This is a genomic window from Phycisphaerae bacterium, from assembly GCA_019636475.1.
Classification (GTDB): domain Bacteria; phylum Planctomycetota; class Phycisphaerae; order UBA1845; family UTPLA1; genus JADJRI01.
Map to the genome: position 1 here is coordinate 1 of JAHBXN010000017.1, position 14,636 is coordinate 14,636.

Genomic DNA, 14,636 nt, shown 5'->3' on the forward strand with positions numbered 1-14,636 from the left:
AACGCGAGAATGATTTTCGCGGGAGGTGTCCGATGAGTCGAGAGAAAGCCCGTCGAAAGTACACGAGGGACTTCAAGGCCCAGGCCGTCGAGCTTTGCCGGCAGCCGGGGATGACGGTGATTCGCGTGGCGGGCGATCTGGAGATTGCCCCGAACGCGCTGTATCGCTGGAAGAAAGAGCTGGCGGAGAGCGGCGCCGATGCCTTTCGCGGTCATGGCAAGCGCACGGCGGCCGTATGCGTGATGTTGCCGGCCGCGTCATGGGTCTGGCTCGAAGCGTCGACGGCCGTCATGCGGTTGGCGTTGTCGTGGGTGTAGGACACCGATGGCCCGTCGCGATCGGTGGAGGTCAGCCGGTTGCCGACATCGTCATAGGCAAAGGTGCTGGTAGCCGTGGCGGCGTTGCTCCAGTCCTGCGTATCGGTCAGGTCGGCATCCGTCAGGCGATTCAGCGTGTCATATGTATACGCTCGATCGGCCCTGAGGGGCGGCATGTTGTTGCCGACGTAGAGCAGCGTCTCGGTCAATGGGTTGGCGGCATCGTCATAGGTGTAGTTGAACACACCGAGATCGCCGTACTCGCGTGGCGCGCCCGGAGGGCCGACGTAGTGGTCGTTCTGATTCGGCGTGCCAAGTTCGTTCTTCACCTGCGTCACGCGTGACAGACCATCCCGGATATAGGCCGAGACGATCGTCGGCTTCGTGCCGCCCGGATAGTCGCAGGTTGTGGTGCGGCTGTGAATCGCGCTGCCCAGCCATTCGTAGGCCGCCAGCTGTGCCCCGTTCAGGTCGATGTCATTGCACCGATCGCGGGTGTCATAGCCGAAGGCCCCGGCCGTTGTAGGTGTAGATCGTGTCCTGTGGGCCGGTGGTGCCATCCGTATAGGCGGTGAGCTTGGTCAGACGGCCGGACCAGTCATATTCAAAGTCCGTCGTGCGGCCGATGCCGGTGGCGTCTTCCACGACCCGGGTCTTGCGGCCCAGGGCGTCATAGGTTGTCGCGGTCACGCGGCCGGCGTCGTCTCTTTTCGGGTCATGTCGGCATTCGGCTCCATCGACGGCGCTCGCGTCTCCAGCGACGACTCCCTCAGCCGCTTCATGTCCAGGTATCTCCGCGTGCCCCACCTGGGTGCCGGCCACGTGTCGCAACCTCGCCGCCACCAGCATCAGGGCCGACTGGCCATCGGGGAAGGCGCCCACCACGCGCGTTCGCCGGCGCACCTCGCGGTTGATCCGTTCCAGAGGATTGTTCGTCCGGATGCAGCGCCAGTGTTCGGACGGAAACGCCATGTAGCTCAGCGACTCGGCCACACCCTCGCGCACGATGCCGGCCGCCTTGCCCAGACGCATGGCCTCCAGCTTCTCGACGACCTGCACGGCTTTCTGTGTCGCGCTGGCCCGATCCTCCTGGGCATGGATCGCCTTCAGCATCGCGGCCACCTCGCGCACCTTGCCCGTGTCCACGATCACCGCCGAGCCCAGGTCGCTCGACACCTCGTTGCTCACCAAATCTTGCTTGGCCGATCCATCGTTCGTCGTTACGCTCTCCATAGCAGCTTCTCTTTTGAGAAAGAGGTTTCACACAAAACCACCCCTTCCAACGGGATAGCTGCTTCTTCAAATGTGCGCAACATTCGGGACGTTATCGATGGCACTGACTGAATATGAGCATCTTTACTGCTAAACGCGACACAGCTGCGGCGAACACTTACGACCAGTGCGCAGGCAAATGGACGGCATCCGATACTCAGAATCGGAACTGGTATTGGACGTATACATAATCAACGTCGCGCGAGGGACCGGAGCTGTTCACAAAATTCGACGGCCAGAAGTGCGACCATCCGACCAGTAATGCCGAGTGGACGTCTATCTGCCATGTTACCGTCGCATCGAGTTCGTCGCCGACATCGTTGCCCGACGACCCCGAAACATTTCTCCGGATCGGCACGCCCCCCGCGTTGTAAAGCGCATCGAGATTGGAATCGAGCCAGAAGTGATACCAGGTGAGCTTTGCAGTTACGTCCTTCAGGGGCTTGAACGACACATTCACATTTGGCGAGATGATATTCGCCCGTGCCACGTCGTCGATGTAGCCAAGGAAGGCATGCCCGGTTGGATAGAGCTGATTCCAAGTGTCGTGGCTGCGGTCGCGCGGCGTGGCGTCGCCGGTGGCGAAATCGAAACCGGCTCCGACACGCGGCGTGGCGGGCACATTCTTAAACGTGTAGCCCGCGTCGCCTCCGAACATCCATGCGTGCACTTTGTCTCCATCCCATTTGCCCCACTGGCCGCCGCCCTCAATATCGTAGTCGAAGTTGCCGATGGTCCCGGCAAAGCGACTTCCGATGGTGTAGACATTGAGATCGCCGAAGCGATTGTTGGCATTGGTGAAGAAGCCCCGGTCATTCAATCCCAGGAAGTACAGATCGATTACCTGGTTCCTGAAGCCTTTGTACGAGGAGTAGATTCCATAAAAATTCTGCTCCTCTCGCCAGTGATCGATCTTTCGGTTCATGCTTTCATTGATGTGCGTATTCCAGGGGTTTGAGAAGGGCTTGTTCATGAAAAAGACCGGCTTGACCCAGAAGAAATCGATGTCGAATTTTGGGCTTGTATACATCAGTTTGGCACCGTCGAAGCGGCGTCCTTCGTTCATCCAGTCGAGTTTGCCGATGACGCGCTCCTTGCCGTAGATCATTTCCTGGCGGCCGATGCGCAGCGTCAGCGGCGATTGTTCGCCAAAGAGACGAAGGTCGGCGAAGGCCTGATGGACGTCGAATGTGTTTTCCATGCCCGGAATCTGGGGGAGATCGCGATCGGCGACGCGGGCGTCGATTCCCTCGATGAAAATGCGAAAGGTGTTTCGATAGTGAAAATCCGCGTGGAGCAATTCGCGATAAAGAAGGAACGTGTCATTCGTCGGGTCACGCGAGCCGAAGTTGCGATTTGTCTCGGATTCGAGCCTAAAGCGAATTTCGCCGCCGAGGCGCAATCGCCAATCGTCATCCAGCTGGATGTTCTTGATGGGATCAAAGACATCTTTTTGATAGGTGCCAGGTTCGCCATCGAGATAAGAGTAGTCTTCGTTGTAACGAAGCAGAAGATATTTGGGACCCGCTTTCCGCACTGACTCGGGAGCTGCCTTTGCATCAGGAGAATCCGCCGGGCGTGATGTCGCCGGGCTTTCCTCCGCTGCAGCAGGCTGAGAAGCGGTGATTTCGGGTGACGTGGGTTGAGCATTGATCGAAGGGCTAAGAAAGCAGACGACGGATATTGATGCAATCAAAACCGTTGTATCTCGCCGTGACACGGCTGATCTCCTTCAACATGGGATCACCCAGCATTGCGATCCGCGGCAGTTGCGCGCAATCGCTCGCGCTATCTATGTAACACAAGGCGAATTCAGAGCGGAGTCACACGGGAATCCCGAGAGTGACAGCAATGCTCTTGAAGAAAGGAGCAAGAAACCCCGTTGAAAAGGCGTTGAAAACTCCGGTAAGGACGCCACCAAGGACGGTGCCAACCACGTTGATGAGGACTGCCGTGAGTTGATTTCCAAAGCTGTCGATAAACGGTGGAAACATCAGACTATTCCTTTCAAGTGCCAGTTGGACTTCTCATGTGGTTCACGAACACGACACGAGATCCTCACTGATGTTCTCGTGGTGCTTGCTCAGAACGAGAAAATTCACCGGAATCTGCCACAGGAACATGACACTGCGCGCATCTCACGCGCTCAGGATGAGGACAACGGATCTCTTCTCTGGCGGCCGGTCCCGTGTGACAGGCTGTGCAGTTCTCCCGCATGAAGACCGGGTGGGGCATGGTTGGCGGCGAGATGGAGGTTGCGCGCTTTCCCTTCCGAAGGTTCTGTCGCATCGGCAGAAAATCGCTTTCCACGAATAACGTATTGTCCTCGGCATAGACGTGACATTGCTCACAACGAGCAAACATGCCGGCGCTTGTCTTGCTCGTATGCGGCATCGGCGGGGCAAATCCCATCTCGCCGAATTGAATTCCGGTGTGTGAATGGCAGGACGTGCAACTCGCGCCCATCTTCATGTGGGGAATAGTTGGCGGCGCGCCATCGTATGCACGCCTTTCGGATCGTATGACAGAGCGATCCGTCGCGGGCATACCATTCTTCTGGCCGATTGCTCCCGGCAACCCCGGTGGGTTGGAGTCACACGCCACCGCCAGGATGCAAATAATGGAAAGCCCGCATATCCAGGAGTCTTGCCGCAGCCGAAAGCCATTCGGAAGAGGGGTCAGGTTCTTTCGATTCTGATCGCGCATTTCTTGTAGTCCGGCTGTTTGCTGATGTTGCACATCGAGTCCAGAGTCAACAGGTTGACCAGCCAGGATTCGTCAAAAAAGGGAACGAACACGCTGCCACGCGGAGGCTTACCTCGACCGTCCACAACGGCCCGCATTTTCAGTTCACCCCGACGGCTGATCAGTTTGACCCAGTCGCGCGATTTGACGCCGAGCTCCGTTGCATCGGCGCGATTGATTTCTACATAGGCGCTGGGTACGGCCTGATAAAGCTGCTTGATTCGCCGGGTCATGGAGCCAGTGTGCCAGTGCTCCAGGACTCGCCCCGTGCAAAGCCAGAATGGATATTGATCATCGGGCACTTCGGGCGGCGGATGATACGGTCGAAGCCAGATGGCGGCCTTGTCGCCGTAGTCGTGTGCCTTGTAAAAGTGAACGCCCTTGGCCTTCTTCACATACGGGTCGTGGCCTGCGGCGTAGCGGTAATCCGTCTCTTTGCCGTCGACGACAGGCCATTTCATGCCCCGCGTCGACCGAAGCTGATCGTAGCTGGCGAGGTCCTTACCGATGCCGACACCGAAGCTGCGGTATTCCTCGAACATCGGCTTATGCCAGTCGTTGTCAGGCCATGGGAACAGGTGGCCCATGCCCATGCGTTTGGCCACCTGAATGATCTGCCATGCGTCTTCCTTCGCCTCGCCCGGCGGGTCGACGAGTTTGTCCCATTGCTGTGTGCGGCGCTCACTATTGCCGAAGCAGCCCTCCCGTTCAATCCATGCGGCCGCGGGAAGCACGAGATCGGCGACATCGGTCGTGGGCGTCGGATAAATGTCACTCACCACAATGAACCGTCCATCGCCTGGCTTGCGTTTGAATCGATTGAGATTCGGCAGCGTGACCCAGGGATTCGTGGTCTGAATCCACATCGTCGTGACATCGCCTCTCATGAACGCACGGAACATGTCCACGGCGTGGTAGCCGGGATTCGGATTGATCGTGCCAGGCGGAAGATTCCAGATTTTTTCGGCTTTTGCGCGATGATCGGGGTTCGTCACGACCATGTCCGCCGGAAGCCGGTTATTCAACGTGCCGACTTCCCGAACCGTTCCACATGCAGCCGGTTGGCCGGTGATCGAAAAGGGATTGCTGCCCGGCTTGCTGATCTTGCCGGTGACAAGATGCAGGTCGGTAATCAGATTGTTCATCCATGTGCCGCGGTAGTGCTGGTTAACTCCCATGCACCACAGACTCACGGTCCCTCGTGAAGAATCGCCATAAATGTCGGCGAGGGTCTCGATCTGGGCGGACGGCACGCCGCTGAGCCGGCTGACTTTCTCAGGCGTGTAGTCCTCAAGAAACTGCCGCATTTCCTCGAGTGACGAATCGCGCGGTTTGTCCGCAAAGGTGTAGTGGTCGGCCTGGTCGCCGAAGCATCCGTAGCCGATTTCATTTACATCCTCGATGCCGCGTTTGAATACGGTGTTTTCCTCGATGAATGCCGAGTCGATCTTATTCTTCTTCAAGAGCAGGTGGAGTATTCCATTCGCAATGGCCAGGTCGCTACCGGGAATAAACTCAACATACATGTCCGCATAGTCGCTGGTGGGGGTGCGCCGCGTGGCCAGATCGATGATGCGCGTGCCCGGCTTCTGGAGTTTTCGTTCCAGCATGCGTGAAAACAGAACGGGGTGCATTTCCGCCGCGTTATGGCCCCACAATATGAAGTCGTCGCCGAAATCGAAGTCGTCGTAACAACCCATCGGCTCATCACTTTGAAACTGGGTGACGAACCCCATGACGGCGCTGGACATGCAAAGCCGCGCATTCGGTTCCAGGTTGTTGCTTTTCATCCCGCCTTTGACCCATTTGAGGGCGGCATAGCCATCGAAGATGGTCCACTGCCCGGAACCGTAAACGCCGACGGATTCGGGGCCGGACTGTTCAAGTGCTGACTTGAATCGAGAGGCAATCAGATCGATTGCTTCATCCCACGATATTCGGCTCAACTTGCCGTCCGCACCGCGACGCTGCGGATAAAGCAGTCGATCACGACCATAAAGCAAACCGGGAAGGTGATATCCCTTCACGCACAGCAGGCCCTTGTTCACCGGACTGGCAACGTCGCCGCGAACAGCTCTCGCCTTGCCGTCTTTCACCCCCACCTCGACGCCACAACCCGTGCCACAGAATCGACACGGCGCCTTGCCCCAGGTCAGGTCTGATGGAGAGATTGAATCGATCGCAGCCTGTGAGGCGGCGATTTGTTCGGCCTCGCGCTTCTGGTCGCACGAAAACGCCGTGATGCCGTATGCACCGGCGGCGGTGGATCCGAGGACGGTCAGGAATTCACGTCGGCTTGGTTGATTCATGGCAATGGTGGCCTCAGGTTGACTCGCAATTCTTCACTGGCCCGGCTTTTTGAGCATCACCAGCAGCATGACCAGCGGCGTTTCGGCGCGAACACAGTGCTTCATGTTCGCGGGCATGTGTATCCACGAGCCCTGACCCGCGTCTACCTTGTCCGCCCCAAGTCCTATCCTGGCCTTCCCCATTAGGATGTGCAGTAGCGCGGGAACCGAAGCGGTGTGTTCCGAGAGTTCCTGTCCTTGGGAAAATGTAAACAACACCGCCTTCGAATACGGCGTGTTCAGTATCGTGCGCGTCAGAATTCCCTCGGCTGGGATTTCCTGAGCGGCCAGCAAGTCGGGCACGAACGTGTAATCATTGGTCGAAGCATCCATCATGATCCACTCTCCGGCGCATAGCGGAGCGGGCGGTCCATTTCAGTTTCTTGAATCCACGTATGTTCCGGACGCGCGAGGATCTGATCGATCACCTGGTTCACCGCGTCGGCAGCCTCCTTGTTTCCAGCCTCCGTCGCGTGGGCCGTGATTTCACGGGCTTCCGGAATCAAATGCATGTAAAACCGATCTGCGACTTCATACATGCCGTGCCAGTGGGTGTAGTCCGGCGCCATCATGGATGCGCCATGCCGGGCCCGGCGCCCTTCATGATGCCAGAGATAGAACCAAGTCCATTCAATCTTTTCGTCGAACTGCGCTTTGGTAATGAGTCCGTGGTCCTGCAGCGCCTTCATGATCGCGGTGCCGGGCTTGCCGAATTTTTCGTTGTAGAGAATTACCAAGTCGTCGTACTGCTTATAGAACGACGACACGTAATCCGGCGTGTGGCAGTGCGAGCAGACTTCCTGCATTCTTCCGCGTTTTTCCTGCCAGGTGCTGGCCGTCAGCGCCTGCCGCTTTGCGGGATCGGCCTCAGTCACGATCTTGCCGTTCGCATCGGTATCGAGCAGAAGGCTGATCGGTGGGCGATTGGTCCAGGAAATGCGTATTCCAGGGTCGTGCGTCACCTTTCCGCCATTGCGGGAATGTCCGGACATGTGACAGGTGGCGCAGGTGGGCGCTTGCGAATAGTCCTTGCCCAGTACCCAACTCTTGGAATCGAGATTCATCTTTTCCCGAAGGTCACGGTACGCGACGCCGTGCTTTGATTCTTCGTAGATTTCCTTTTGCGGATGGTCCGGGCCCAGATGGCACTTGCCGCAATTCTCCGGCTGCCGCGCCCGCCGGGGGGAGAAATCGTGGCGGCTGTGACAAGCACTGCACGAACCCAGCGAACCATCGAGGTTCAGTCTTCCAATGCCCGTGTTCGGCCACGAGTCCGAGTGAAACTTCGGCTTGCCGTTCTGATCCTTCAAGATTCTGGCGACGGCATCGAGATTGGTTGGTTTGCCCTGGGCGTCGGGCTTGAGATCATCGACGGTGATCTTGCCGCCATCAGTGGACACCAGTGCCACCTTGCTGCCGTGGCATTGCTGACACCCGAGCATCGCACTGGCCATCCCATTGACCTTGTCGACCGCCATCATGCCGGGCGTGGGCGAGTGCGGGTTGAACGGGCCGCGATTGCCCTCCACGGTTTCAGCAAGGAAGTTGTCCAGGGAGGCAAGGATATTGCCCGCCGCCGCGTGGTGGCTGCGCTCGAACTCGCCGTATTCCGTGGGATGGCATCGGGAGCAATCGCGCGGGCTGACCACCGTGGCGATGTGGACCCCGTAGTGGTCAAACCCGTCGGCATCGGCCAATTCGGCCTGATGGCATTCGACGCAGCCGACACCCTTCGCGGCATGTGTGCTGCCTCGCCAGTGATCGACAATGCCGCGCGTCGACTCGGTATGACATGTAATGCAATCGCGACTGGATTCCGGCACGATGGTGAGCAGGGTCGACATTGGCATTTCCTCGGGTGTCAGGCCCTTGCGCGTTTCCATTTCGGCAACCATGATGAGCGCGACACAAAGCGAAACTCCGAGGATAAAAACAACAATACGCTTGGTATTGAGAGACATCAGACCACGGCCTCCCAGACTGTCAAAACGAGGAACGAAACAAATGCAACAATGCCCACATAAACGCCGATGTCCTTACCCGGCGCAAGCCGCTGAAGGACTGCGTCGACCCATGGCCACAGCACGACCAACCCCGCAAGCGCCCCTGTCATGAACACGGCGGCTTGCAGGCCCGTCAGTTTGAGCAGCCGAAACTGGAAGAAGAAATACCACTCCGGCTTGATATGCTCGGGCGTAACGAGTGGGTTCGCTTTCTCATGCAGCTCCGCCGGAAACACAAGTGAAAGCAGGGTCAAGAGAAATAACAGCAGCGTGCCAATCATCAATTCAGTAATCAGATGATCCGGATAGAAGCTGAAAGGCTTGTCGTCGCCCTTGCCTTCGATGAAGCGGTCATGTCTGGCTGCTCCATAAACCACACTAACTGCCAGGACCACGGCGGCCATGATCCAGACCGCCTGATTCGCTGCTTCATTGACTGCCAGATCAAAAACAAGCTTGCCCATGGACAGAATGCCCACAAAGAGCCACAGTAATAGGCCATAGGTGTGTCCGTGATGAAGCAGTACGGCCGTCGTGGCCAGAATGACGGAACCCACCATCCAGAATACGCGACTGCTTTCATAGCTCAGCTCATATGTGATCATCTTCACGGGAAACGGATTCCGAACCGCCATCATGATTGCCGCCAGCGCGCCGATAGCGGCCAAGAGTGCTATGAGCCGCACGCCCGGCAATGCGGACGCAAGACGAACGCTTCCGCCGGGTCGTTTACGCGGATCTTCGAACGAGAGTTCCGAAACACCATGAATTCGCAGAATGGCAATGTGCAGGCCGATGAGTAATATCATCGTTACCGGAAGAATGCCGACGTGCAGATTGTACATGCGCGTCAGGGTGTTCGGCCCGATGCTGTCGCCGCCCTTCATGAAGGTGGCCAGCGCGCTGCCGACGATCGGTGCCGTCGCCGTCAGCTCAGTAGCGACCGTGATTCCCCAGTAGGACAGCTGCTCATACACCAGCGAGTAACCGGTAAAGCCCATGACAAAAGTGCAACCGAGCAGCCCACATCCGACCAGCCAATTGAGCTGACGCGGATGTCGGAACGCACAGGAAAAGAAAACACGGCACATGTGCAGGATCACCGTAATGATCATCAGGTTGGCCGCCCACTTGTGAATACTGCGGACGAACCACCCGTAGGAGACGGTGTTTGTTATGGCCGATACGCTTTCGTAGGCGTGATCCGGTGACGGAACGTAATAGAACGAAAGCAGAATCCCTGTCGTGAGTTGAATGAAGAAAAGGTATGCGGGCGTGCCTCCCAATGCGAACCACCACCGTTTGATGTGGCCGGGCACGGGTTCATTGGTAACTTCCTGCACCCGCCCCCAATCAAGCGGGAGCATTTGCCAGAGGCGTCCGCCGGCGGATCGGGCTCGGATGGGTTCACCATTCTGAGTTTCAGACGCCATAGTCACCCTTTCCGGTAACCATGATCGACACCCATCCGTTTTCCCGGTTCACTCGAACTTCGAATGTCGATAGATTTTTCTTTTCCTTGGCCGGCGGGCCTGAAACGGCGACACCGTTCCTGTCAAAGACGCCGTTGTGGCACGGACAGAGGAATTCGCCGCGTCCGGCATCCCAATGCACGCGGCAGCCCAGGTGGGGGCACTTGCTCGAAAGCGCTTTGAACCCGGCCGCGGGGTTGTTCCGATCGTCGGAAATGCGGGCAAGCGCAATCTCTTCGCCGCGAGGATCCTTGACCATGATGCTCGAGCCGACCTTGAGATCGTTCAAAGTGCCTACGAACATTTCTCGGCGGGGAGTGTGCCGTCTGAGCGGAACCAGGTACTGAAGAAAATTCCAGAGCCCGACGCCGTACCCCGCCACAACGCCCGCAACCATGAGGCAGGTCGAAAAAAAAACGCGCCGGGAGGGTGCTGCCGATTTTCGGTCGATGGGACATTGGGATGGTGTTCGGTCCGACATGTTGTGCATTGTTCTATACAGACTGTCACAGCTCTGCAAGAGAAATCGCAACGCCCGGCCGCCTGGATGGTTCGGCGGACGAGACACAGCATAATAAGATACAGATATAGTTTTATCGACGCAAGGCGTCAATGTGGCCGGAAGCCATGATTTATGTCTATCAGCCCTTGGTGTAATCATCCGTTCCGTTGTACAGGACGCGTAACGCATTCGGTCGAAGTTTGACCGGAGATCTGGCGTTCGCGATTCGGCTCCGAGAGGTATTTGCGAATTTCCTTGTCGACGCAATCCGACAGTTCCGCCACCAGATTGGCATCTACCTGTTTGATCGTCTCGGCGACGCTCGTCGTTTCACCGCGATTCGCTGTCGATCCCTTTGAAGTAGCCGATCGTGTTCAGCCGAAAACAGATCGCTGGCGCGAGCGAAGGCCGGCCCACCCTGTCCGCGTAGAACGTGCAGAAGAGACCTTCGACGAAGACGTCGAAGCGGTTGTCGCTGAGAATCTCGCTGACCCGATCGAAGAACGGATGGAACCCGCCGTGCGGCAGTCTGACATGTTGCCAGAAAGGTTTCACCGCGGGCTGTTAGGGGGGCCTTGGTAGCGCTTGCGTCGGACTTTTCCGGCTGACTGTTCCTGATCCACGAATACATCAAGTTTGGTTTGGGACAGCATCCGCCGATAGGCCTGGGTCACCGGACGCCAATATGGGTGAACCGGGCACGGGTTCTCATCGCTGCATTTCGCGAATCCGAATGGACAGGTATCTCGATCCGCGATTCCCTCAAACGGGCTGAGGACTTCCAAGAGAGAAATCGCCTTGGGTGAGCGGGCCAGCAAGTATCCCCCGCCACGGCCACGGGTCGATTTAAGAAGCCTTGCCCGCACGGCTGAGCGCAGGATCGCCGAAAGGTACTGTCTCGGAATGCCGGTGATTTTCGCGAGGTCTTTGGCCAGTATCGGCTCGTTGTCTTTTTGACTGGCCATCGTGACGATCGCACGCAGGGCATATTGAGCGGTCAACGTAAGCATGAAGTTCCTCAGGCCTGCCGTGCGGTACGCAATGCGGGACGCACACTGGACTTTGCAAGGAATGTGCGCGCCAGCCGCGGAATTGTACACGGCACTTCGTCGAGAAAACCAGACCACCTGCTTGAGGTGTCGATCGAAGATCCGCTATTCGAGACATGGCCGAATGCAAATCGTGGCATGTGCTTCGAGATGAATGAAGGGGCCTCCATTGAGTCCGGGCCAACTCGAATTCTCAACGCACCGGCATCGCCGGCGGATCGACATCCGTGTTCAGCGGCCGGGCGTGATCATCGCTGACTCCTGCCGCAGCGAGCCGGTCCATTTTTTTTCGGCGACCGATTGCTTTCTCATCGCGAACTCCTCGCTCCGTCCAACACAACCCCATCAGCATTTTCCACCCCCTGACCGCCCTCATCAAAACGGGAGCATGTCAGGGGGGGGAGAATCCAGCGATGTCTCCCACTATGGGATTCCAAGGAACTGCGGACTATACAGACCAACTCTTGATGAACGTAAGCGTCCGGTGAAGCACAGGTTGGGGCAGATGTTTTCGCGATCGTGGTGGAGAGGCTTTTTCGGGGATCAGTTCACCGGCGACCAGTGGTCGGGTAGGAATTCGTCGAGTTGATTGACCGGTGTGGCGGCGATGCGGGTGAGGACGTCGCGGAGGTAGGCGAAGGGTTCAATCTTGTGGCGCCGACAGGTGGCAATCGTGGAGAAGAGGACCGCCGCCGTGTTGCCGCCATTATCTGAGCCGCAGAACAGCCAGTTTTTCCGTCCGACGGCCACGCGGCGTAGAGCGTTTTCGCTGGCGTTGTTGTCGATCGCAAGTTCGCCGTCGGTCGTGTAAACGCACAACGCGTCCCATTGATTCAACGCATATGTGATCGCCTGGCCCATCGGGCTCTTCGGAAGCACGGGACCGCCGCGCGACGCCTGTTGTGATTCCAGCCACACCTTGAACTGTTCGAGTCGCGGCGCCGACTTCTCTTCGCGCAGCGCGCAGATCAACTCGGCTCGCTGCCGGCGCAACGACGCGATGTCTTCCGAGGCCGCCGTCGCGCTATCGCCGGTCGGCTGCGCAGCATCAGCAGGAACTCCAACTGGCCGATGCGACCGCCCTCCCCTCGCCCACCGATTCCGGCGATCAGGACATGTACCCGTCGCGCTGGCGGCGGCGGCCATCGCCGTCGAACAGTCCGGGTTTGTGGTCGCGCTGTGCCTGCTCGGGTTATGGCTGGCGGCCTCTGTCCGCGGGCTTCACTCGGTTCCCCGCTGATGGACATTACGGACGGGCCTCTTTCGGAGATCACGCCGAGCAGTTGGCATTCGCGCAAGCCAGTCTTCTTTCTCAAGCTACAGCCGGTGGCGGGCGGGTCGCCCGTCAACCGCGTCCTGCGACTGAAGCGGGAAACGCCAATCGAATGGACCGAGTTTCAACCCGGGGTGTTCCGGTTCGCTTTCGTGAAACAGGACGGCGCCGACGCCGCCTGCGTGTTTGAACTGTGGGAAACACTGATCGTCGCGATAGCGACGCCTTGGCCCGACAGCCGGGGACCGTTGCGGAAGGGGCGGTCAAATCCGCTGTCGCGAGAGCGTCGCGCTGACCCGGCTCAGTGACGACGTTGCTGTCTCGGCTTGCCGGGTTTGCGTTCCATCTCGGAACATGATTCGTGGTCGAATTGACTGCCGTATAAGGCCGTCGCCGTCGGGTTCTCACCGGCGACTGGGACCCGACGCGACCGGCCACGAGGCGAGGCGCTTGGTCACGCCTGGCGCGGCCGTTGCACGCGACGAGTTGCATCGCAGGTATGTCAAGTCGCGACGCTTAACGTCGCTTTCTCGATAGATGCGAGCGCTTTCGCAGGGTCGCCAGCGCGCGCCACACGTCGTGCCGCGTGGCAGTTGAGCGGCCGGTCTTCCTGACAAACTCAGCAAAAATCGCTTCGAATTCATGCGTATAGGGTAGGTCGTCCAATGTGCGCTGCGCATTGGAGTACAGTTGCCGGAGAACCTCTCTGTCTGCTTCCGAAAAGTCGCTTGTCCTCATGAAGCGTCCTCGGTTTGCACACCGTCGAATGGGGCCCATCCGGCCGGGAGGCAGGCTCCCGAACCGGATGGATCCCGCAGCGTCTCAGTCCATGGGCCTACTATACCAAGCCGGGTGGGGCAACTTGGAGATCGCCATTCGGACTCATATCAACGGGTTCCGGTTGCTCCGGCTCGTCCAGCTGCTCGACGAACGCCTTGACGTGCTGGCTCCACTCCTGTCGCTGGTCGTCGTACCAGGTCCGAAGCTCGTCTCCCCCTAACGCCTCGCACCGGCCAAGGGCCATAAGTAGGAGATCGATCCCGGTTTTCCCAAGGGGGGATTCACCCTCGATTCGACGATAGACTCGTTCATAGAAGCGATGGGCCGTGTTCAATAGGACAACGATCGAGCGTCCGACCACCCGCGTGCGGTAGAATGGCGCGCCCGGCAACTGTTCGTACTCGACCAGAACCTCGTACTGCGTCAACCGTTGCTCAAGGCGCGCCCTGGCTCCGTCGGGACGGTCGATCGTGGCGAGATTAACGAATTCTCTGATTTCAACGGCGACTTCCGCTTCGGGCTTTTCCGCCAATCCCTCGATTGCCCTAAGTCGTGGCAGCACACGTTGGGCGGCTTCTTCAGCTCGCACGGTTGTTGCCACGTGTGCCTTCTTGCCTCGTGCGACGATCATGTCTTTTAGCGTAGCGATGTTAGCTGTGACGGCCTCGCGCAACTTCTCGTAGATTGCCGAACCGCGTTTGATCGATGCGTGCTGTTTGGTGTGCGTGACGCAGAAGACTTCATCAAGCTCAGGCTCGAAACGAAGCTCTGCGCGGTACCATGTATCGGTCCAGTGTTTTGCGTGGTAGGGACTCTTAATAAGGTCAATTTCTCCCCTATCAGCCCGTGGCGGAACTCCGTTTTTTCGAACGGCT

The 14,636-nt window shown here is 58.3% G+C and carries 15 protein-coding genes and 1 pseudogene; 2 read left to right on the forward strand and 14 right to left on the reverse strand.

The features are described from left to right. A partial coding sequence (locus KF841_17070) for a transposase (protein MBX3397068.1) occupies nucleotides 1-317 on the forward strand: 317 nt, incomplete at its 5' end. Here the strand turns inward: KF841_17070 and KF841_17075 are convergent. From KF841_17075 to KF841_17135, 13 genes and pseudogenes are all read right to left on the reverse strand, one after another. Continuing rightward, a complete protein-coding gene (locus tag KF841_17075) occupies nucleotides 212-877 on the reverse strand; it encodes an RHS repeat protein (GenBank protein MBX3397069.1) in 666 nt (221 codons plus the stop codon). The genes KF841_17070 and KF841_17075 overlap by 106 nt on opposite strands. Continuing rightward, on the reverse strand, nucleotides 816-1,007 hold the full coding sequence (locus KF841_17080) for a hypothetical protein (GenBank protein MBX3397070.1): 192 nt from the start codon (nucleotides 1,005-1,007) through the stop codon (nucleotides 816-818). The genes KF841_17075 and KF841_17080 overlap by 62 nt, the downstream gene beginning before the upstream one ends. 80 nt (nucleotides 1,008-1,087) lie before the next feature. Continuing rightward, nucleotides 1,088-1,451 (reverse strand): annotated as a pseudogene (locus tag KF841_17085) (transposase). 295 nt (nucleotides 1,452-1,746) lie between these two features. After that, the gene (locus tag KF841_17090; protein ID MBX3397071.1) at nucleotides 1,747-3,309 is read right to left on the reverse strand and encodes an alginate export family protein; all 1,563 of its coding nucleotides are present in this window, start codon (nucleotides 3,307-3,309) and stop codon (nucleotides 1,747-1,749) included. Between the two features lie 103 nt (nucleotides 3,310-3,412). Further along, nucleotides 3,413-3,583 (reverse strand): hypothetical protein, encoded by a 171-nt coding sequence (locus KF841_17095; GenBank protein MBX3397072.1) that lies wholly within the window; start codon nucleotides 3,581-3,583, stop codon nucleotides 3,413-3,415. Between the two features lie 684 nt (nucleotides 3,584-4,267). After that, nucleotides 4,268-6,643: a molybdopterin-dependent oxidoreductase gene (locus tag KF841_17100; GenBank protein ID MBX3397073.1), complete on the reverse strand. Its 2,376-nt coding sequence runs from the start codon at nucleotides 6,641-6,643 to the stop codon at nucleotides 4,268-4,270. A gap of 33 nt (nucleotides 6,644-6,676) precedes the next feature. Then, nucleotides 6,677-7,015: a cupin domain-containing protein gene (locus KF841_17105; protein ID MBX3397074.1), complete on the reverse strand. Its 339-nt coding sequence runs from the start codon at nucleotides 7,013-7,015 to the stop codon at nucleotides 6,677-6,679. Then, complete coding sequence (locus tag KF841_17110; GenBank protein MBX3397075.1) at nucleotides 7,015-8,577, reverse strand: hydroxylamine oxidoreductase; 1,563 nt, start codon at nucleotides 8,575-8,577, stop codon at nucleotides 7,015-7,017. Before KF841_17110 ends, KF841_17105 begins: the two co-directional genes overlap by 1 nt. A 65-nt stretch (nucleotides 8,578-8,642) precedes the next feature. Beyond that, nucleotides 8,643-10,118: a cytochrome b N-terminal domain-containing protein gene (locus KF841_17115; GenBank protein ID MBX3397076.1), complete on the reverse strand. Its 1,476-nt coding sequence runs from the start codon at nucleotides 10,116-10,118 to the stop codon at nucleotides 8,643-8,645. After that, nucleotides 10,108-10,638, reverse strand: coding sequence for a Rieske (2Fe-2S) protein (locus KF841_17120; protein MBX3397077.1), 531 nt, complete (start codon nucleotides 10,636-10,638; stop codon nucleotides 10,108-10,110). Before KF841_17120 ends, KF841_17115 begins: the two co-directional genes overlap by 11 nt. A 351-nt stretch (nucleotides 10,639-10,989) precedes the next feature. After that, nucleotides 10,990-11,214 (reverse strand): hypothetical protein, encoded by a 225-nt coding sequence (locus tag KF841_17125; GenBank protein ID MBX3397078.1) that lies wholly within the window; start codon nucleotides 11,212-11,214, stop codon nucleotides 10,990-10,992. Next, the gene (locus tag KF841_17130; protein ID MBX3397079.1) at nucleotides 11,211-11,669 is read right to left on the reverse strand and encodes an Rrf2 family transcriptional regulator; all 459 of its coding nucleotides are present in this window, start codon (nucleotides 11,667-11,669) and stop codon (nucleotides 11,211-11,213) included. Before KF841_17130 ends, KF841_17125 begins: the two co-directional genes overlap by 4 nt. 582 nt (nucleotides 11,670-12,251) lie before the next feature. Next, nucleotides 12,252-12,701 (reverse strand): transposase, encoded by a 450-nt coding sequence (locus tag KF841_17135; protein ID MBX3397080.1) that lies wholly within the window; start codon nucleotides 12,699-12,701, stop codon nucleotides 12,252-12,254. 246 nt (nucleotides 12,702-12,947) lie between these two features. On the opposite strand from KF841_17135, the gene KF841_17140 reads away from it, so the two are divergent. Continuing rightward, a complete protein-coding gene (locus tag KF841_17140) occupies nucleotides 12,948-13,289 on the forward strand; it encodes a hypothetical protein (GenBank protein ID MBX3397081.1) in 342 nt (113 codons plus the stop codon). A gap of 530 nt (nucleotides 13,290-13,819) precedes the next feature. Here the strand turns inward: KF841_17140 and KF841_17145 are convergent. Next, on the reverse strand, nucleotides 13,820-14,636 hold an 817-nt coding region (locus tag KF841_17145), incomplete at its 5' end, for a hypothetical protein (GenBank protein ID MBX3397082.1).